Consider the following 21159-nt stretch of genomic DNA (forward strand, 5'->3'; position numbering starts at 1 on the left):
TATAAATACCTTGTCTCTTTACATTAAATACTAAAGAAAACAGGGTATTACTTGTTTAAAAACTATTTTAAATAAAAAAATATGCAATTAAAGCGCGTTGTTGTAACTGGCCTTGGAGCTTTAACTCCTATAGGTAATTCCATTCAAGAATATTGGGAGGGTTTAGTCAATGGTAAAAGTGGGGCCGCTCCAATAACATATTATGATACTGAAAAGCATAAAACTAAATTTGCTTGTGAAGTGAAAAACTTCAGTATTGAGGCATACATGGATCGTAAAGAAGCCCGTCGTTTAGATAAATTCTCTCATTATGCTATTGCCTCAAGTGACGAAGCCATTAAAGATGCTGGCTTGAATGACGAGAATGTTAAAAAAAATCGCGTAGGTGTTATTTGGGGTGCAGGAATTGGTGGATTAGAGACTTTTCAAGAAGAAGTAATGTATTATGCTAAAGGCGACGGAACTCCAAAATTCAACCCTTTTTTTATCCCAAAAATGATTGCTGATATTGCCCCAGCGCATATTTCTATGAGAAATGGCTTTATGGGTCCTAATTATACTACCGTTTCAGCGTGTGCTTCTTCTGCAAATGCAATGATTGATGCATTCAACTACATCCGTCTAGGAATGTGTGATGTGATTATTACAGGTGGTTCTGAAGCGGCAGTTACAATCGCAGGAATGGGAGGATTCAACTCTATGCATGCTCTTTCAACGAGAAATGAAAGTCCAGAAACGGCTTCACGTCCATTTGACGCTACTCGTGACGGATTTGTTTTAGGGGAAGGTTCGGGAGCTATTGTTTTAGAAGAATATGAACATGCTAAAGCACGTGGCGCAAAAATTTATTGCGAAATAGGTGGTGGCGGAATGTCTTCTGATGCCTATCATTTAACCGCTCCTCATCCTGAAGGAATTGGTGTTATCGCTGTAATGGAAAACACACTTCGTGATGCAGGAATGGATCCAAATAAAGTAGACCATATCAACACACACGGAACCTCTACGCCATTGGGTGATGTAGCTGAACTAAAAGCTATAAGCCATGTGTTTGGAGATCATGCTAAAAACATTAATATCAATTCTACCAAATCCATGACAGGACACCTTTTAGGTGCTGCTGGAGCCATAGAAGCTATTGCTGTTATTCTAGCAATGAAAAACGGAATAGTCCCACCAACAATCAATCATACCGTTGTGGATGAAAACATAGACCCATCCTTGAATCTGACTTTAAATAAAGCACAAAAAAGAGACATTAAAGTAGCCATGAGCAATACTTTTGGGTTTGGTGGTCATAATGCTTGTGTGTTATTTAAAAAACTAGAAGAATAAGGGGTTTCATGCGAATTCTTAAAAAAATATTTACTAAAAATTCCCGTCCAGATACTGGCGGGAATTTTTTTATGGCAATCGAAAAAATTATCGGTTTTAAACCTCAAAACATTGAATATTACGAAAAAGCTTTTACCCACAGTTCCTTCAATAGAACCGATGCTGCTGGAAATCCTTTTAATTATGAAAGGTTAGAATTCTTGGGTGACTCCATGTTAAGCTCTGTCATAGCCGCTCATCTTTATAAAGAAGCCCCTTTTGGTGATGAAGGGTATCTTACAAAAATGAGATCCAAAATTGTGAGTCGTGAACACCTTAACGAACTCGGAAAAGAATTAAATCTAGTGTCTCTTGTAAACAGTAAAGTACCTCCCTCTCTTTATGGAGACAACATTCATGGGAATATTTTTGAAGCTTTAATTGGAGCCATTTTTCTCGATAAAGGATATGTTGGTTGTGAGGATTTTATTCAAAAAAAAGTGATTCTCCCTTATGTCAATATCTCAAAACTGGAAGGTAAAATAATCAGTTACAAAAGCTTAGTTATTGAATGGTGTCAAAAAGAAAAGAAAACCTTTGCTTATGATGTTTTCGATGACAATGGAAATGAGGGACAGCGTTTTTTTGGGGTAAAATTAAGTATCGATAATAAAATTGTAGCCAAATCAAGAGCTACTTCAAAAAAGAAAGCAGAAGAAATTGCCTCAAAAAGAGCTTATTTTGCATTTCAGAAAAAAATAGACCTCAAATAATTTGAATTCCAAAAAACTATATCGTTTTCGTTTATAAATAAATGTTAATCTACATCTTCTAACGTAATTTACGTAATAAGAAACACTATATTTACATCGAATTTTTGTGTTAAATGGCTGTTCATAAACTACATATTGAAGATTTTGAAGAAGATGACTACCATATTATCGCCATCCATACTTCATTGGAAGAGTATCGCTTAGCCTATTTTCTTAATCGTGATATTGAAATTAAATTGTCAAAAAATCATCTTGATATTCTCTTAGAGGTTAAAGAAGGAACTTGTGCTTTCGAACGGTTTACTTTCAAGGATATTAAAAAGGATATCACTTGGAATCTAATTCAAAATAAAAACAATGTAAAAGAGACCTTAACAGAAAATACTATGGGTTTATTTTCAAATTCTGGAGCTGTTTTTTCTATTCACGCCTATTTAATACCAGAATTTAAAAAAGTAGACTTTTTTTTGAAAATTGCAAATGTCGAAGAGGAATTAAACATCCCCGAAATTGTAGCAAAAATCAATGCTATAAAAAATGTAACTCTTGTATATTCAATTAATAAAGAAAAAATAAAATCAAAAAATAATTTAATTTTTTAAAAAATGCCAACAAGAAAAAAGACCAAAATTGTAGCTACTTTAGGCCCTGCATGTAGTTCAAAAGCAGTCATTAAAGACATGATAGACGCTGGTGTAAACGTATTTCGAATCAATTTTTCTCATGCCGACTATACCGATGTTAAAGAACGTATTGATAGTATTCGCGAATTAAATGACGAATTTGGATATACCACCGGCATTCTTGCTGATTTACAAGGTCCAAAGCTACGCGTTGGCGTGATGAAAGAGGATGTAGTGGTCAACCCTGGAGACGAAATCATTTTTCAAACCGCTGAGGATGTTCCTGGAACAAAAGACCGCGTATACATGAACTATAAAGAGTTTCCAAGCGATGTAAACCCTGGAGAACGAATCCTTCTTGATGATGGGAAACTAATTTTTGAGGCCATTGAAACCAACAAAAAAACAGAAGTAAAATGTAAAGTGATTCAAGGAGGTCCTTTGAAATCTAAAAAAGGAGTGAACCTACCCAATACTAAAGTTTCGTTACCGGCATTAACAAAAAAAGACGTTAAAGATGCGCTTTTTGCTATCGAAAATCAAGTGGATTGGATCGCGTTATCTTTTGTGAGAACCCCAGCCGATTTGGAAGAATTACAAGACCTTATCGCTAAAAATTCAGACCATAAAATTCCAATTGTAGCAAAAATTGAAAAACCGGAAGCCGTAGAAAATATTGACAAAATCGTAGCGTTCTGCGATGGTTTGATGGTTGCACGCGGGGATCTAGGTGTTGAAATTCCAGCTCATGAAGTACCTTTAATCCAGAAAAAATTAATAAACCGTGCTAAAACAGCACGAATCCCTGTTATTGTGGCTACTCAAATGATGGAAACCATGATTACAAGCTTAACCCCTACACGTGCTGAAGTAAATGATGTGGCCAACTCTGTAATGGATGGTGCCGATGCGGTCATGCTTTCTGGAGAAACCTCTGTTGGAAACTATCCGGTACAAGTAATTGAAAAAATGACTCAAATTATTGAAGCTGTAGAAGATTCACCATTAATTCAGGTTCCTCTAACTCCTCCTCAAGTAAGAACCAAACGATTCATTACGAAATCCATTTGTTATCATGCAGCGACAATGGCCAACGATATCAAAGCTAAAGCCATTTCAACACTAACAAATAGTGGCTATACCGCTTTTCAAATCTCAGCCTGGAGACCATCAGCTCATGTTTTAGTATATACCTCAAACAAACGCATTTTAACACAATTAAGTCTATTATGGGGTGTAAACGCATTTTACTACGATAAATTTGTGAGTACTGACGATACCGTTGAAGACATCAATCAAATTGCTAAAGAAAAAGGGTATGTAAAAAAAGGGGATATGTTAGTCAACTTAGCCGCTATGCCTGTAGTTGCCAAGGGTATGGTAAACACATTACGTATCTCAGAAATAGAATAATTTAACGAATATTTATAGTATAACCCTTTTCTATTTCAAAAGAAAAAATTACATTTGATTCATTAAATAAATTAAAAACTATGAATTCAAAAAATCCATTTTTTAAAACCGATTCATTTAAGAATGCAACGACAACTCATGAAGCAGTTGTAATTGATTATCAAGATACCATGACTGTTTCTGGAACAATTAATAAAAGTGTACTCTTGTTGTTTTTGTTAGTCGCAAGTGCTTTTGCAACTTGGAATATGGCTATTAATGGTCAAAACCCAACAATCCTAATGATTGGAGGGGCTATTGCTGGACTCGTTTTTGTATTAATTACAACGTTTAAACCTCAACTTTCTAGCTATTTATCGCCTGCGTATGCGGTAGCTGAAGGCTTGTTTATTGGCGGATTATCAGCTATTTTTGAAGTGCGTTATCCAGGCATTGTAATGCAAGCGGTAGGCGGTACTTTTGCTACTTTTTTTGCTTGTTTTATGTTGTACAAATATAAAGTAGTTACCGTAAACGATAAATTTCGTTCTATAGTAATTGCAGTAACAGCAGCTATTGCTATATATTACTTATGCTCTTGGATTTTAACATTCTTCATCAGCTACCAACCTGTACATTACGGAAATTCATTAATCAGTATAGGAATCAGCTTGTTTGTCATTGTAATTGCTGCTTTAAACTTGTTTTTAGATTTCGATCAAATTGAACGAGGAGCCGCACAACGCGCACCAAAATACATGGAATGGTATGGAGCCATGGGACTAATGATTACTTTAGTTTGGCTTTATGTTGAATTTTTGAGATTACTATCCAAATTATCAAGTAGAAAATAAAATTTTCATATCTTTTTTATTAAGAGCCGTCAAAAAATTGACGGCTTTTTTTGTTAACCTCTAAAAATGAAGGATTCACCTAATAATAATACCTAAATCATTTATCCTTATACTATTTTTAGTTTATCCCCGTTACTAATTTCTATCGACAACAAAGTTTTTCAAAATAAGAAATATTGAATGCCTTTGTGAAAATATTATAAATCTATTATTAAATTTGCATTAAATATCATTAGGAAAAATGAACAATCTATTGTCTAAAAAATTACCCGTTTCTTATATTGGAATATTGTTAATCATATCTTGTGTATTGACGTATATTATTACCAATAAAATCAATAAAGGTGAAACCAATAACTACTCTGACGAATCAACTATCAATGCCTGTAATTATAACGTAAAAAGACTTGGTGGGTTTAACTTTATAAAACCCTTAATGTTTGTAGATGATGAATGTGAAGGTGATAATCTGGCAGCTACAAAACAAGAAGTCACAAATATTATTAACAACTATAAAAGCATGCAAGGTGTTCTTGACGCATCAGTATACATTAGAGATTATAACAAAAGCTCATGGACAAGTATCAATGAGGATATACAATATGAACCAGGTTCATTATTTAAAGTTCCTATTTTAATAGCCTACCTTAAAATGGATGAACTAAAACCAGGAACTCTTGATAACGAACTAGATTTTAATACGCCTTTTGCTATTGATAAAAATGTAGCCTATAAATCAAAATCTATTCAATTAGGTCATAAATACAAAATTCGGGAATTATTAAGGTATATGATTCAATACTCAGATAATAATGCTACCGCTTTATTAAACAATAATCTTAAACCTGAAGTATTACAACGTTTGTTCTCTGATTTAAATTTAGAAGTTCCTAATATTAAAGCAAAACATTATTATTTTACTGTTAGACAGTACTCATTGTTCATGAGAGCATTATACAACGCATCCTATTTATCTATTGAAAAATCTGAATTTGCTGCCGAATTATTAAGCAAATGCGAATTTAACGAAGGGGTTGTAAATGGAATTCCTAAAGATACAAAACTGATCCATAAATTTGGAGAATCAGGAACACCCGCCGAAAAACAGTTGCATGAATCTGCAATAATCTACTTAAACAACAACCCATTTCTAATTACTATAATGACGAAAGGGAAAGATAATAAAACGTTGTCTAAACTTATTGGTGAAATAACAGTCGTTACCTACAGAAATTTAGCGGCACAACAATAAGTATATACAGCCCTAACCATAATTATAAACTGCTAAATTTAAAATTTGGCAGTTTTTTTATTATTTAAACCAGATACATTTTAAACCTTACACCTAAAAATTTATTAAATCGATAATTATGATACGATATATTTTTAATTTTGTTTTTTAAGGGGGTTTTTTTTATTTAAATGATAAAAATTAAAATTGAAACCATTTTTCAATGGGTTTTATTAATAATAATTATGGTTTTTTATATTTTTACCCTAATAAAAATAGGGTTGTTATGAAAATAGAAAAAAGATGGGTGTTTTCCTTTATAATTATCTCTTTAATTTCGATAATAGGGTTGTTTTGGAATCACCAAAAACCAAATTCAGATTTTAACTCAATCACTTCCATTGATAATGCCGACATTGCTTGGTTATTAACAGCGTCTTGCCTAGTGCTTCTAATGACTCCCGGACTTTCCTTTTTTTACGGAGGAATGGTGGGTAGAAAAAATGTAATTTCCACCATGCTCAAAAGTTTTATTTGTCTTGGGGTGGTCAGTCTCTTGTGGGTCACAATCGGTTTTAGTATGTCCTTCGGAAACCCAATAGGAATGACTTTAAACCATCAAATTTATGGTGTTGTTGGAAATCCTTTTCAATTTGCTTTTTTCGATCAAGTTGAAATGGCTCCTCATAAAATTATGGCTCCTACCATTCCTTTTATTTTATTCGCTTTGTTTCAAATGAAATTTGCAGTAATAACCCCAGCAATCATTACTGGGGCGCTTGCCGAACGCATACGTTTTATCTCCTTTTTATTATTTATTTGCTTGTTTACCTTACTAATATATACACCGTTATGCCACATGATATGGCATCCTCACGGCCTTTTGTGTGGCTATTTCGGTGTAAAAGATTTTGCTGGCGGAACTGTTGTGCACATGAGCGCAGGCTTTGCCGCACTAGCAGGTGTTATAGTACTAGGGAAGCGAAAAAACAGTGAAAACATCCCCACAAACATTCCTTTTGTTTTACTTGGAACAGGATTACTTTGGTTTGGTTGGTTTGGTTTTAACGCGGGTTCTGCCTTAGCCGCCAATGCAACGGCAGCAATGGCTTTTGCAACAACCACCATTGCGTCTGCTTCAGCGATGATGACTTGGGTGTTTTTTGACAGGTTAAAAGGAAGAAAGGTATCTGCGCTGGGGGCTTGTATTGGTGCCGTCGTAGGCTTAGTCGTAATCACACCTGCAGCAGGTTATATCACCATTCCGCAAAGCATCTTTTTCGGTTTCACAGGAGCTATAATCTCTAACAATCTAGTTCATTGGAAAAAATTAAAACAATTTGACGACACTTTAGATGTCTTTGCGTGTCATGGTGTAGGAGGAATTACAGGAATGATTTTAACGGCTCTTTTTGCTCAAGGCGAACAAGCAAGCCTTTTGCATGGGGGATGGAATGTCTTTGCACATCACATGATGGCCCTATTGCTGGTTGCCGTATTTACTTTTGGAGGGGCTTTTGTGTTGTTTAAAATTACCAACTTCATAATTCCATTACGAGTGACGGAAGAATCAGAAGCCATAGGTTTGGACATGTCACAACATGGTGAAAAACTATAAAGTAGATTCTCTTTCTATTATTTTGGTATTCAATTCGATAACCTGAGGCTCGAAGCTTTGGGAATCCTTTTTGGATTGTATTTCTTGTAAGAGTAGATTAAACGCAGTAACCCCCATTTCATAACTGGGTTGGTCAACAGTGCTTAATTTTGGGGTAATGACTTGCGACATAAACCAATTGCTAAATCCAATTACTTTGATTTGTTGTGGAACTTGAATTTGAACTTCATTGAAATACGCCAAAACACCTACTGCAACCAAATCTGTAATTACAAATACCCCATCTACATCGGGATGTTGTGAAACCATTTCTTTAGCAAACATTTTACCCTCTTCAAAGGTCACATTTTTACAAGTGTAGACCAATCTAGAATCAAAAGGAATATTGTATTGCTCTAAGGCTTTCTTATACCCTATAAAACGGTCAATGGCATTTTGAGGATTTACTGGCCCTCTTATATGAGCAATCTTTTTACACCCTTTTAAAATTAAATGTTCCACGGCTTCAAAAGCTGCTTTTTGATCGTTAATAAGAACTTTAGAGCTGGGTATGAGTTTAGAAATTTTATCAAATTGTACAAAAGGAATTTCACGCTGTAAAATCTCTTTTAGATGTGCATCATGATTTGATTCGTTCGATAAAGAAATAATAATACCATCAACGCGTTTATTCAACAACAAAGCAACTTGTTTTTTTTCTAGTTCTAACGACTCATTGGATTGAAGAATAATGACTAAATAACCATGTTGTTCTGCCTCTGCTATAATTCCATTAATCACACTCGAAAAAAAATGATGCACTACCTCTGGAATTATGAGTCCAATGGTTTTCGATTCTTTCGTACGTAAATTTACCGCAAAAGAATTGGGGGTATACTGCAAACTATGAGCCAAGTCTAAAACCGCTTGCTTGGTTTTCGGACTCACATCGGAATAATTCTTTAGTGCTTTCGATACGGTTGTGATCGAAATCCCCAAAGTCTCAGCGATTTGCTTCAGCGTCGTTTCTTTCATGTAACAAATATGGTATAAAAAAAATGAACTGCCAAATCGAAAACGTTTTCGGTAAAATCGAAAACGTTTTCGATGAAAAAATACTAAAATAAAGGGACTAAAATTTTAATTTCGACAACCAAAATCAAACAGATTTATTAACTAATTAAAAATCTAAAAATGAAAAAAATTACTAATTTTTTGAAGAAAATGATGTTTTTAATGGCTTTAATGCTCATCAATCAATCATTTGCTCAAAACGGTGTACTAACCGGAAAGGTGACCAACAGCAAAGGTGAGGCTGTAATTGGCGCCAACGTTATTGCAGGTAAAAAAACTACAATAACAAACAATGAAGGAGTATATTCTATTTCTGGAATTCCTAATGGCTCCCTAACCATCACCGTTACCTATGTGGGTTACAAAACCACAAAAAAAGAGGCTCAAATCAATGGAGATACTACCGTTGATATCCAAATGCAAGAGGATGCCGCAAATTTAGAAGAAGTGGTTATCACTGGGGTAACTAGCCCAAAAGCGAAGTTAAAATCTAGTGTGTCTATTACCACAATGGATGTAAAACAAATTGAACAATCTGCTCCTCGCTCTACAGCCGAGATTTTCAGAACCATTCCTGGTATTCGTTCTGAGTCTTCTGGTGGGGAAGGAAATGCAAACATTGCCGTTCGTGGGGTGCCTATTTCTTCTGGAGGATCTAAATACTTACAAATCCAAGAAGATGGTCTTCCTGTATTATTGTTTGGTGATATCGCTTTCGCAACATCAGATATTTTTACAAGATTTGACGGAAATGTTGCAAAAATTGAAGCCATTCGTGGAGGTTCTGCCTCAATATTAGCAACCAACTCTCCTGGAGGGATCATCAACTTTATCAGTAAAACAGGTAAAACTGAAGGAGGAAGAGTAACTACTGGTTTTGGTATGGATTACAATAATTTCAGAACTGACTTTGATTATGGAACCAAAATTGGTGATGGATTATACTTTCACACTGGTGGATTCTACCGCGTGGGAGAAGGCGTAAGAAAAGCAGGATTTACAGCCAATAATGGAGGTCAATTCAAATTCAACATCACAAAAGAATTTGAAAATGGTTCTGTTACAGTATATGCAAAATTCCTAAACGACCGTGCGGCTGCCTACATGCCAATGCCATTACAAGTTTCAGGAACTAATGCCAACCCAACTTGGGGAAGCATCAGCGGATTTGACGCAACTCACGGTGCATTACAAACGCCTTATTTAGACCACAACATCGGATTTGGTGCCGATGGCGAATTGAGAAGAACCCCTGTGGCCGACGGTATGCACCCTATCACTAAAGCTATTGGTGCAAGTGCCAACTTTAACTTAGACAACAACTGGAAAATCTCTGAAAACGGAAGATTCGCTTCTAATAGTGGCGGATTTATAGCACCGTTTCCAGCAGAAGTTGGAACAGCAGCAGCTATCGCTAACTCTTTTGGTGCTGGCTCTACTTTAACCTATGCCGATAACGGAGCGCCATTCAGCAATCCTAATGGATTAGTGTCAAGAATTCACATGTTTGATACGCAATTAAACAATTTGAGTAACTTCATGAATGATTTAAAAGTAACTAAAAAATTCAATAATGTAGCGCTTACAGCTGGATATTTCAAATCATTCCAAAACATCTCTATGTCTTGGACTTGGAATTCATACTTACAAGAAGTATCAGACAACAATGCTAGATTATTGAATGTAACCAATGGAGCTGGGGGATTACTTTCTGACAACGGATTGTATGCGTATGGAGTACCTGCATGGGGGAACTGTTGTACAAGAAACTACGACACACAATACAATGTATCGGCTCCTTATGCTAGCGTATCTGTAGACATCACTGACAAATTAGTAGTTGATGGTGGCGTACGTTATGATATGGGTAAAGTTACAGGGTCTTTTGCTGGAAGTTCGCAAATTCAATTTGACGTAAACCATAGTGGAGGTACACTTTCTGCCCCAGAACAAAGTGTTTCTGTCATAAACAATGCTGCTAGAACAGCGGTACACTATGATTACCACTATACATCATACTCTTTTGGAGCCAACTATTCTTTATCGGCTTCACAAGCAATTTTTGCTAGAACCAGTAGAGGAGCTTCTGCAAAAGCAGATAGAATTTTATTCTCTGGTTTAAACTACATGGACGGAAAATATGTGAACTCATTAGATTTCTTGACACAAACAGAGGTAGGTTTCAAACAAAAATTCACTAAAGGATATTTGTATGCTACAGCATTTACAGCTCAAACAGATGAACAAACAGGATTTGAAGCTACCAATCCTACAGCTTTAGTAAAAAACAACTATAAATCGTATGGTTTAGAATTAGAATCAGCTTACAATGTAAGTGACTTTTCTCTTAGAGGGGGATTAACCTATACAAAAGCTGAAATCTCTTCGGGAACATACCAAGGAAACCAACCTAGAAGACAACCAAAAGTAATGTACAACTTTGTTCCTTCATACAAATTTGGAAAAGGAAAACATGCGTTTGGATTAAGCTTCATCGGACAATCAAAAGCTTACACACAAGACGAAAACAAATTGGTTATGAAAGGATTCATGATTACCAATGGATTTGTGGATTTCACATTAACAAAAGGATTATCCTTGAATGTGTCTGGAAACAACCTATTCAATACATTAGCCATTACAGAAACTGAAGAAGGTAGTATTACAGAAAATACTACAAATTACGTAAGAGCGAGACCTTTACCAGGTAGATCGATCTCTATGTCTTTATCTTACAGATTCTAAAAAAAGAATTTATTTTGTTTAGTTAATAATAATTCCTGTATTTTCGTGATACAGGAATTATTTTTAATAAATAGAAATCAACCAAAATCTTGCTAACTTTTTCATTCTCATGAAAAATTTCATTTACATAGTCTTTTTTGTTTTGCTTCCCTTTATAGGAAAGACACAAACAAACCATGAAACACCTCCAAATCTCGAAAAGCAAAAAACCATAATTATATACGGTAGTCCCGATTGTCATTTTTGTGTGGCTACTAAAAAACTTTTTTTAGAACACAACATTCCTTTTGTGTTTTATGATATCGATACCAACAAAGAAGCGCTTAATGAAATGTTAGACAAATTGAAAAAAAACAAGATTAGCCTAAACAATCTTGGCATTCCTGTTGTAGATAAATACGGTGAAATTTTCACAAACAATGAGGCTGATTTTGAAGCTTTTTTAAAAAAACTAATTCCCTAAAAAATGCTAAAAAAACCTCACTTAAGCTTTTGGCAAATCATCAATATGAATGTCGGTTTTTTGGGCATTCAATACAGTTTTGGACTTCAACAAAGTGCCGTCAATCCAATTTATGATTTCTTAGGTGCCAGTCCAGACCAATTGCCTTTATTAAATCTAGCTGGACCATTGACAGGGTTACTCATTCAACCCATCATTGGGGCGTTGAGCGATAAAACTTGGATGCCAAAATTTGGAGGACGAAGAAAACCCTATTTTTTTATAGGAGCACTCCTTTGCAGTTTGGCGTTGTTTCTATTTCCTTTCAGCAGTTCGTTATGGATGGCTGCGGGACTATTGTGGATTTTAGACGCAGGAAACAATACCGCTATGGAACCCTATCGCGCCTTCATCGCCGACAAATTAGATGAATCTCAACAACCTTTAGGATTTCAAGCGCAAAGCTTTTTTACAGGGTTCGGACAAACCTTAGCCAATGTATCGCTTTTTATTTTTCCTTTACTTTTTATAGGAACCACAGGCAAATTACCTACATGGGTTTATGCCTCGTTCTTCTTGGGTGCTATTTGTTCCATCGCTTCGGTTTGGTGGAGCAGCTATACCACAAAAGAAATTCCGCCAACACCAGAAGAATTAACAAAAATGGAATCCGAATCCATCCAATTACGCACGCCTTTTGTAGATATTTTCAAAGCGCTAAAAAACATGCCTAAAGTAATGTGGCAATTGGCCTTAGTCTATTTATTTCAGTGGTATGCGCTCTTTTGTTATTGGCAAAATTCCTCCAAAAGTATCGCACTTTCTGTATGGAATACCACTCCAGAAAAAGACATGACACGCTACGGAGAAGCCGTGAGTTGGACGGGATTAGTCAACGGTTGGTATAATGTAGTAACCTTCTTAGTAGCTTTTGCCTTAGTTGGATTTGCAAAGAAATACTCCGCAAAATATGTACACTTTACGTGTCTTTTTGTAGCCGCCCTAGGATTCTTATGCTTTCCTCATATCCAAAATAAATACTTGCTTTTTCCAGCCATTACCGGGTTTGGAATTGGTTGGGCCAGTATGATGGGAATCCCCTATCTGATGATTGTAAACAACATTCCAAAAGAACGATACGGAGTCTACATGGGAATTATTAATATGATGATTGTGATTCCAATGTTTATTCAAACCTTATCTTTCGGATACATTATGAAGCATTTTCTAAATAACGACCCAAGAGCAGCCATTACATTTGCTGGGGTTTTATTAGTATTAAGTGCTATTTTTACCCTATTTATGAATCCAAAAAAGGAAATACGTGACTAATACGGCATATCAAAAAGCGTTAGAATTACTGCACCGTGTAGCAACGCCAAACGGATTTCTTGCCAGTGCAGAAAATACAACAAACTATCAACGAGTGTGGGCACGCGACGGAGTAATCTGTGGCTTGGCTGCAATGGCGTCTGGAGATAACTTCTTGATAGAAACGTTTAAAAATACCCTTACCACACTAGCCCAACACCAACACGCACTAGGAACCATTCCTTCTAACGTGGCACTATCAAATACGGCCAACGAAGTGAGCTACGGCGGCTTGGCTGGACGTGTTGATGCAGTAACCTGGTTCATCATTGGAATATGTCAGTATGGACTGCAAAAAGAGGATGCCGATTTTGTTGCAAAATATTCCTCCCATATTGAAAAAGGGCTTACACTTTTAGAATCTTGGGAGTTCAACAACAAACACCTTATTTACGTACCTCTTTCTGGAAATTGGGCAGACGAGTATATTACCGATGGCTATGTTTTATACGACCAATTGTTACGCATTTGGGCTTTAAAAAGTTATAACCACTTTGCAAAAAGTGAGAAAATCACGGAAAAAATCAAATCAATAACAACCCAAATTGAAACAAACTTTTTTCCAAATACAGCAGGTGAAAAATACCACGAAAGAGCTTACAACGACATGATTTTCCAATCTTTTGCTCCATGTTCCTTCTCGCCCGCTGGATATAAAACCCAATTTGATGCTTTTGCAAATGCCCTACTTGTGTTGCTTAACATAGGTTCCTCTAAACAACATGAGGATATCTTAAACTATTCAAAATCAATAGCAGAGAACACAACACTCGGACTTTTGCCTGCTTTTTGGCCTCCCATTTTTCAAGACGACGACGATTGGAATTTACTAAAAAACAATTGTAAATATCATTTTAGAAATTATCCCTACGAATTTCACAATGGGGGAAGTTGGCCTATGGTAAATGGCTTTTGGGGGCTCGCAATGCTGGCCAAGGAGAAATCCGAACAAACCGCCCATCTATTAGAAAAAATCAATCAAGCCAATGCCATCAATGGGTTTTCTTTTTATGAAAATTTCAATACCAAAACCCAAGAACCTAATGGCGTTGCTTATTGCGCATGGAGTGCCGCTGCAACCATTTTAGTTCACCAATCTTTACAAACTAATTTTAAACTATTTTTTTAAGTTGAAACCTATTGACATTATCTGTATTGGAGAAGTTTTGATCGATTTTATTGGTCACGAAATCAATACGTCTATAAATAAAACCAAAGATTACCATCGCTTTTTAGGGGGGTCACCCACTAATGTAGCGGTAAACGCCTCTCGCCTTGGCATGAATGCTGTATTGGTAGCCGCATGCGGAAAGGATGGTTTGGGGGATTATATTTTACGAAAACTTAAAGCGAGACAGGTAAATACTTCTCTAATAAATGTAACTGCCCTGGCTCCTACTTCGGTAATATTTGTTTCTAAATCAACCGAAACCCCCGATTTTATTGCCTACAGACAAGCCGATGGCGAAATTTATGAAACTCAACTTCCTGATGAAATTCTCAATCAAGCGAAAATCTTTCATACTACATGCTTTGCATTGAGCAAAAATCCCGCACGAAATACCATTCTAAACCGAGCGAGAAAAGCTAAAGAACTGGGCTTACAATTGAGCATTGACCTTAATTTTTCAGAACGCATCTGGCCCGATAGAACCGAAGCAAAAGCAGTAATCAAAGAATTTCTTGCCAACGATCCTTTGGTTAAAGTGAGCGAAGACGATTGCTTCCGTCTCTTTGGAGAAACCAAAACGGAAAGTTATATTTTTGAGTACTTCCATCAATTGGGCGCCTCAACGGTATGCCTAACGAAAGGAAAAGAAGGCGTTGCGGTTTCAGATAAAGAAGAAGGGGTTATGTTTCAAGAAGCAAAAAAAATACAAGAAGTCAAAGATGCTACTGGAGCTGGAGATGCTTTTTGGACCGGATTTTTATATGCTAAAATCGCTCAAAAAAGTTTGGAAGAATGTATTACAGTAGCTCAAAATCTCGCAGCAATTAAACTGCAAACTTTAGGAACTTTACCCGAAAATCTTGACATCCTTAAAATTATTCAAGCCTCATAAAAAATAGATTTTTTGTGGAATACATTCAATTGACTACTTTTATGAAAATTTTTTCCATGAAAAATCTGTTTTTATTCTTACTCCTCTGTGGCAACCTAAGTTGGGCTCAAAATACTACCGAAAAAGCAGCCATCGAAAAAGTATTAAATGAATGGCACAAAGCGGCTGCCGATGCCAACTATAAAGCCTATTTTGAAGAGCTAACAGAAGATGCCATTTTTATTGGAACCGATGCTACAGAAAATTGGACCAAACCTCAATTTGAAGCTTTTGCCAAACCTTATTTTGACAAAGGAAAAGCTTGGAATTTCAAAGCGCTAGAACGCCATATTTATGTATCACCCGATGGAAAAATGGCTTGGTTTGACGAATCGCTTGACACCCAAATGAAAATTTGTAGAGGTAGTGGTGTCCTCATAAAAAGCAACAACGCTTGGAAAATAAAACACTATGTCCTTTCCATGACCATTCCCAACGACAACACGAAGGATGTTGTAAAAATTAAAGCGCCTATAGAAGACGCTTTGATTGATACTTTTAAAAAGTAAACAGCTGTTACTGAAGACTATTTTTTAAGATTTTCCAACATCACCTCTGTCATAGAATCCATTTCAAAGCGATGCGCCCAACCCCAATCAGCTCTCGCAGCACTATCATCAATTGATGCAGGCCAACTGTCAGCTATTTTTTGACGAAAATCAGGTTTGTACGTAATCGTAAAATCAGGAAGGTGCTTTTTTATTTCTTCGGCAATTTCTTTGGGTGTAAAACTAATCCCTGCCAAATTATAAGACGAACGAATGGTTACCGCATCAGCATCGGCCTGCATGATTTCTATAGTCGCTCTAATGGCATCATCCATATACATCATTGGGAGTTTTGTGTCTTCCGAAAGAAAGCACTCATAGCTGCCATTTTCAAGGGCTTTATGATAAATATCCACAGCATAATCGGTGGTTCCTCCTCCTGGTTCGGTCGTCCAACTGATTAAACCCGGATAACGAATACTCCGCACATCTACTCCATATTGTTGATGGTAATAGTCACACCAACGCTCCCCTGTTTGTTTGCTAATTCCATAAACCGTGGTGGGTTCCATGATGGTATATTGTGCCGTGTTTTCTCGAGGGGTAGTAGGTCCAAAAACAGCAATACTCGAAGGCCAAAAGATTTTCTTGATTTTTTTAGCTTTCGCCAAATTCAACACGTGAAACAACGAATTCATATTTAAATCCCAAGCAAAAGCAGGGTTTTTTTCAGCAGTAGCCGACAATAACGCAGCCATTAAATAGACATCGGTAATCTGATACTGCTCTATTAAGTGCTCAATCTGATTATAATCAAGAGCATTCACCACTTCAAAAATACCGTTGTTCACAATATCATTGTTGAGCTTTCTAATATCAGAAGCAATGACGTTTTCATTACCATAAAGGCTTCTAAGCTTGGTGGTAAGCTCGGTGCCTATTTGTCCACAAGCCCCAATAATTAATATTTTGGTAGTCATAGTTTGTTTGTTTGCAAGGCAAAGATAACGTTTTCGTACCAATGCTATAGAAGATTCCCTTCGAAAAACAAAAAGGCAACTTTTATAAAACCTTTCACACATTCCTAAAACAAATCGGCTACTTTTGTATTTTTGTAACCAAAATCAAAATCCTACCGATGAAGGTAAAATTAACATCCCTCGTTCTGTTTTGTGTAATTCTCGTTGCTTGTCAAAACGACAACAAACAATTCCTGCTGGAACAACAAAAAGAAGCTCAAAAAAGAGAGACGATTTTTAGCAACATTAACCGAGGTTGGAATTTTTCCATCACACCACTAGAACCTTCCACCCAACAAGTTGTCAACCATTGGATGGAATGGCGCGCTTTTCTTACCGAAATTGAACAAAAACCCAAAAGCAGTATTGGAGCTTTTCAAAAAAAAGCAGCAGCTTTGTCTCTTAAAGCCACAGAATTAAACAACAACATTCCCGCCGAATTTAACAAACCTTCCATCAAAGCTCGAATTGCCGTATTGATTACCAAAATTAAAACCCTCGATTTATACATCCATATCAACCAAATTCCCGATGCAAAAGTGGTAAAGTTAGTCGGCGAAATCAATACTGAAATCGACTTCTTTCAACTGCAAATGGAAGAAATCATCACCAGAGGGAAAATTCCTATGGAAGAAGGAGAATCTGACATCATTAAAATGAAAGACTCCACCAGAGCCATCCCCGACGAATTGCAATAAAATCTAAAAAAATTGAGCAAAAGCACCATTACTTCCGTCTATCAACAAGCGGCAAAAGTCCAACTTTTAGCACAAGCCCTAGAACAACGCGATACGAAAATAAACGCCAAAGGACTACTGGGTTCAGCCTTATCTTTTGTAATACAAGCCGTTTTTGAAAAAACTCAAATGCCTTTTTTACTGTTGTGCAACGATAAAGAAGAAGCAGCCTATTACCTCAACGATTTAGAACAACTCATCAACGACCAAGATGTCTTGTTTTACCCAGGTTCCTACCGTCGTCCCTATCAAATAGAAGAAACCGATAATGCAAACATTCTCTTGCGTGCCGAAGTGCTCAACCGCATCAATTCCCGCAAAAAACCTGCACTTATCGTTTCCTATACCGACGCTATTTTTGAAAAAGTAGTCACCAAAAAAGAATTAGAAAAAAACACCTTCAAAATTTCGATCAACGATAAATTGGCCATTGACTTTGTCAACGAAGTTTTATTTGAATACAACTTTAAGCGAGTTGATTTTGTAACTGAACCCGGCGAATTCTCTGTGCGTGGAGGACTTGTAGACGTCTTCTCCTTCTCCAACGACCATCCGTATCGAATTGAGTTTTTTGGAAACGAAGTGGACTCCATTCGTAGTTTTGACGTAGAAACGCAATTGTCTATCGAAAAACTCAAAAAAATAGCCATTATCCCCAACGTCGAAAACAAATTCTTTGAAGAAAATCGCGAAAGCTTTTTAGATTATATCGACCCGAAAACGGTAGTATTCATTCAAAACACCGAAGCCCTCGGGCAACAACTCGACAAACTTTTTACAAAAGCTTCTGAAGCCTTCGACAAACTTAATACAACGATAAAACACGCGACTCCGCATGAATTGTTTGTAGACCAAAAACAATTTCTAAAGAAAGTCCTGACTTTTTCGGTTGTCGAACTCAGCAATACCCCCACGTTGGCTATTGATAAAACATTCGAATTTCATATCCAGCCCCAACCTTCGTTCAACAAACAATTCGATTTGTTATTGAACAATTTAGGCGAAAATCACTTTCATGGCATCAAGAATTTTTTATGTTGTGCCAATGAAAATCAAGCCCATCGGTTTCATGATATCTTTGAAGAAATCGACGAAGAACAACACGAAAGCCTTCGCAAACAATATAAAACAGTAGTATTTCCTTTATACCAAGGATTTACAGACGAAGAAAACCAAATAGCGTGCTATACCGACCATCAAATCTTTGAACGCTACCACAAGTTTAACATCAAAAACGGCTATTCCAAAAAGCAAACCATTACGCTCAAAGAACTCACCGCGCTTACCGTAGGAAACTATGTCACGCACATCGACCACGGGATCGGAAAATTTGGAGGATTACAGAAAATACAAGTCGAAGGCAAAACTCAAGAAGCGATTAAATTGGTCTATGCCGATAACGACATTGTATATGTAAGCATTCATTCGCTACACAAAATTTCAAAATATAATGGCAAAGACGGGGCTCCTCCTAAAATTTACAAATTGGGTTCAGGCGCTTGGAAAGCCCTAAAACAAAAAACAAAAGCCCGTGTCAAGCACATTGCCTTCAACTTAATTCAGTTGTATGCCAAACGCCGATTGGAAAAAGGCTTTGCTTGTGCGCCCGACAGTTATTTACAAAAAGAACTCGAAAGTTCCTTTATTTATGAAGATACACCCGACCAAATTACGGCCACACAAGACGTAAAAACCGATATGGAAGCCGACCGCCCTATGGACCGATTGGTATGTGGCGACGTAGGTTTTGGTAAAACAGAGGTAGCCATTCGTGCCGCCTTCAAGGCCGTAGATAATGGCAAGCAAGTCGCCGTTTTGGTACCCACTACTATATTGGCATACCAACATTACCGCACCTTTTCCGAACGATTGAAAGACATGCCGGTTACTATAAATTACCTCAACCGCTTTCGAACCGCCAAACAAAAATCGGAAACACTAAAAAATCTTGCCGAAGGGAAAGTAGACATCATCATTGGAACACACCAATTGGTCAACAAAGACGTGAAATTTAAAGACCTGGGCTTGCTGATTATCGACGAAGAACAAAAATTTGGTGTAAACGTCAAAGACAAACTCAAAACCATTTCCGCTAATGTCGATACGCTAACCTTAACCGCAACACCCATTCCAAGAACCTTGCAGTTTTCATTGATGGCAGCGCGCGATTTATCGGTCATAACCACACCACCCCCCAACCGTTACCCCATAGAAACCCAAGTGGTGCGGTTTCACGAGGAGCTTATTCGCGATGCCGTTTCCTATGAAATTCAACGCAACGGACAAGTATTCTTCATCAACAACCGCATTGAAAACATCAAAGAAGTCGCTGGGATGATTCAACGCCTGGTGCCCAATGCCCGCGTGGGAGTAGGTCACGGACAAATGGATGGGAAAAAACTAGAAGAACTCATGTTGGCCTTTATGAATGGCGAATTCGACGTATTGGTCGCAACAACAATCATCGAAAGCGGATTGGATGTCCCCAATGCCAATACCATTTTCATCAATAATGCCAATAATTTTGGCTTATCCGATTTACACCAAATGCGTGGTCGTGTAGGTCGAAGCAACAAAAAAGCCTTTTGTTATTTCATCACACCGCCCTATTCTGCCATGACCGACGATGCCCGAAAACGCATACAGGCCTTAGAACAATTTAGCGAATTAGGAAGCGGCTTTAACATCGCCATGAAAGACTTAGAAATTCGTGGTGCAGGCGATTTATTAGGCGGTGAGCAAAGCGGATTCATCAACGAGATTGGTTTTGAAACCTACCAAAAAATCATGAACGAAGCCATAGAAGAGCTCAAAGAAAACGAATTTAAAGAACTCTACCCCGAAGACAACGATATTGAAACCAAAGAATACGTCAAAGAGTTACAAATCGACACCGATTTCGAACTGTTGTTCCCCGACGAGTACATCAACAACATTACAGAACGCCTAACGTTGTACAACGAGTTGAGTGTAATTAAAACCGAAGAAGCCCTACAACACTATGAACAAAAACTCATCGACCGATTTGGACCACTACCAAAAGAAGCTGTCGCACTCTTAAACAGCATCCGCATCAAGTGGAAAGCCACCAGCATAGGCATCGAAAAACTCGTCATGAAACAAGGCAAAATGGTAGGCTACTTTGTGGGCGACCAGCAAAGCGATTTCTACCAATCAAACCGCTTTATGAAAATGGTGCAGTTTGTACAACTCAACAGCACCCTCTGCAAACTCAAAGAAAAGGAAACCAAAAACGGCCTCCGTTTGTTACTCACTTTTGAAAACGTCAAGAGCATCAATAAAGCCCTAAAACTTATAAATAATATATAATAAACCACTTAAAAATATTTTCTATCTTTATTTACTTATGATAAATAATAATAAAAAAGGGCGCAAA

17 protein-coding genes are annotated in these 21159 nt (G+C 37.0%); 15 read left to right on the forward strand and 2 right to left on the reverse strand.

Annotated elements, in window-relative coordinates:
- Positions 1-81 precede the first annotated feature (81 nt).
- The 7 genes from fabF to CLV55_RS09640 all read left to right on the forward strand — a co-directional run bounded on the left by fabF (position 82) and on the right by CLV55_RS09640 (position 7805).
- Positions 82-1335 carry a beta-ketoacyl-ACP synthase II gene (gene fabF / locus CLV55_RS09610; protein WP_112113575.1) on the forward strand — a complete coding sequence of 418 codons (1254 nt, stop codon included), beginning with the start codon at positions 82-84 and terminating at the stop codon, positions 1333-1335.
- 8 nt (positions 1336-1343) lie between these two features.
- Entirely contained in the window at positions 1344-2087 is a 744-nt protein-coding gene (gene rnc, locus CLV55_RS09615; protein WP_112113576.1) for a ribonuclease III, read from the forward strand.
- Between the two features lie 113 nt (positions 2088-2200).
- Positions 2201-2689 carry an IPExxxVDY family protein gene (locus tag CLV55_RS09620; RefSeq protein ID WP_112113577.1) on the forward strand — a complete coding sequence of 163 codons (489 nt, stop codon included), beginning with the start codon at positions 2201-2203 and terminating at the stop codon, positions 2687-2689.
- Positions 2690-2692: 3 nt separating this feature from the next.
- A complete protein-coding gene (pyk, locus tag CLV55_RS09625; RefSeq protein WP_112113578.1) occupies positions 2693-4123 on the forward strand; it encodes a pyruvate kinase in 1431 nt (476 codons plus the stop codon).
- Positions 4124-4203: 80 nt separating this feature from the next.
- Positions 4204-4956 (forward strand): Bax inhibitor-1/YccA family protein, encoded by a 753-nt coding sequence (locus tag CLV55_RS09630; protein WP_112113579.1) that lies wholly within the window; start codon positions 4204-4206, stop codon positions 4954-4956.
- A gap of 241 nt (positions 4957-5197) precedes the next feature.
- Positions 5198-6208: a serine hydrolase gene (locus tag CLV55_RS09635; protein WP_112113580.1), complete on the forward strand. Its 1011-nt coding sequence runs from the start codon at positions 5198-5200 to the stop codon at positions 6206-6208.
- 265 nt (positions 6209-6473) lie between these two features.
- Positions 6474-7805: an ammonium transporter gene (locus CLV55_RS09640; protein WP_112113581.1), complete on the forward strand. Its 1332-nt coding sequence runs from the start codon at positions 6474-6476 to the stop codon at positions 7803-7805.
- Here CLV55_RS09640 and CLV55_RS09645 read toward each other — a convergent pair.
- Positions 7800-8819: a LacI family DNA-binding transcriptional regulator gene (locus tag CLV55_RS09645; protein ID WP_112113582.1), complete on the reverse strand. Its 1020-nt coding sequence runs from the start codon at positions 8817-8819 to the stop codon at positions 7800-7802. The two genes, CLV55_RS09640 and CLV55_RS09645, sit on opposite strands and share 6 nt — an antisense overlap.
- Positions 8820-8978: 159 nt before the next feature.
- Between CLV55_RS09645 and CLV55_RS09650 the strand changes: the two genes are divergently transcribed.
- The 6 genes from CLV55_RS09650 (at position 8979) to CLV55_RS09675 (ending at position 16027) form a co-directional block, all read left to right on the forward strand.
- Positions 8979-11603, forward strand: a complete 2625-nt coding sequence (locus CLV55_RS09650; RefSeq protein WP_112113583.1) for a TonB-dependent receptor domain-containing protein — start codon at positions 8979-8981, stop codon at positions 11601-11603.
- A gap of 109 nt (positions 11604-11712) precedes the next feature.
- Entirely contained in the window at positions 11713-12066 is a 354-nt protein-coding gene (locus CLV55_RS09655; RefSeq protein ID WP_112113584.1) for a glutaredoxin family protein, read from the forward strand.
- 3 nt (positions 12067-12069) lie between these two features.
- Positions 12070-13377, forward strand: a complete 1308-nt coding sequence (locus tag CLV55_RS09660; RefSeq protein WP_112113585.1) for an MFS transporter — start codon at positions 12070-12072, stop codon at positions 13375-13377.
- The gene (locus tag CLV55_RS09665) at positions 13370-14545 is read left to right on the forward strand and encodes a glycoside hydrolase 100 family protein (protein WP_112113586.1); all 1176 of its coding nucleotides are present in this window, start codon (positions 13370-13372) and stop codon (positions 14543-14545) included. The genes CLV55_RS09660 and CLV55_RS09665 overlap by 8 nt, the downstream gene beginning before the upstream one ends.
- A gap of 1 nt (position 14546) precedes the next feature.
- Positions 14547-15479: a carbohydrate kinase family protein gene (locus CLV55_RS09670; RefSeq protein ID WP_112113587.1), complete on the forward strand. Its 933-nt coding sequence runs from the start codon at positions 14547-14549 to the stop codon at positions 15477-15479.
- 56 nt (positions 15480-15535) lie between these two features.
- Entirely contained in the window at positions 15536-16027 is a 492-nt protein-coding gene (locus tag CLV55_RS09675; RefSeq protein WP_112113600.1) for a nuclear transport factor 2 family protein, read from the forward strand.
- 17 nt (positions 16028-16044) lie between these two features.
- Here the strand turns inward: CLV55_RS09675 and CLV55_RS09680 are convergent, their stop codons facing one another.
- Entirely contained in the window at positions 16045-16986 is a 942-nt protein-coding gene (locus tag CLV55_RS09680; protein WP_112113588.1) for an NAD-dependent epimerase/dehydratase family protein, read from the reverse strand.
- A gap of 158 nt (positions 16987-17144) precedes the next feature.
- On the opposite strand from CLV55_RS09680, the gene CLV55_RS09685 reads away from it, so the two are divergent.
- Entirely contained in the window at positions 17145-17723 is a 579-nt protein-coding gene (locus CLV55_RS09685) for a hypothetical protein (protein ID WP_112113589.1), read from the forward strand.
- Between the two features lie 99 nt (positions 17724-17822).
- Complete coding sequence (gene mfd / locus CLV55_RS09690; protein WP_394338243.1) at positions 17823-21092, forward strand: transcription-repair coupling factor; 3270 nt, start codon at positions 17823-17825, stop codon at positions 21090-21092.
- The last annotated feature ends 67 nt before the right edge of the window (positions 21093-21159 follow it).

The sequence above is a fragment of the Flavobacterium aciduliphilum genome, from assembly GCF_003268855.1.
In the GTDB taxonomy this organism is placed as follows: Bacteria; Bacteroidota; Bacteroidia; order Flavobacteriales; family Flavobacteriaceae; genus Flavobacterium; species Flavobacterium aciduliphilum.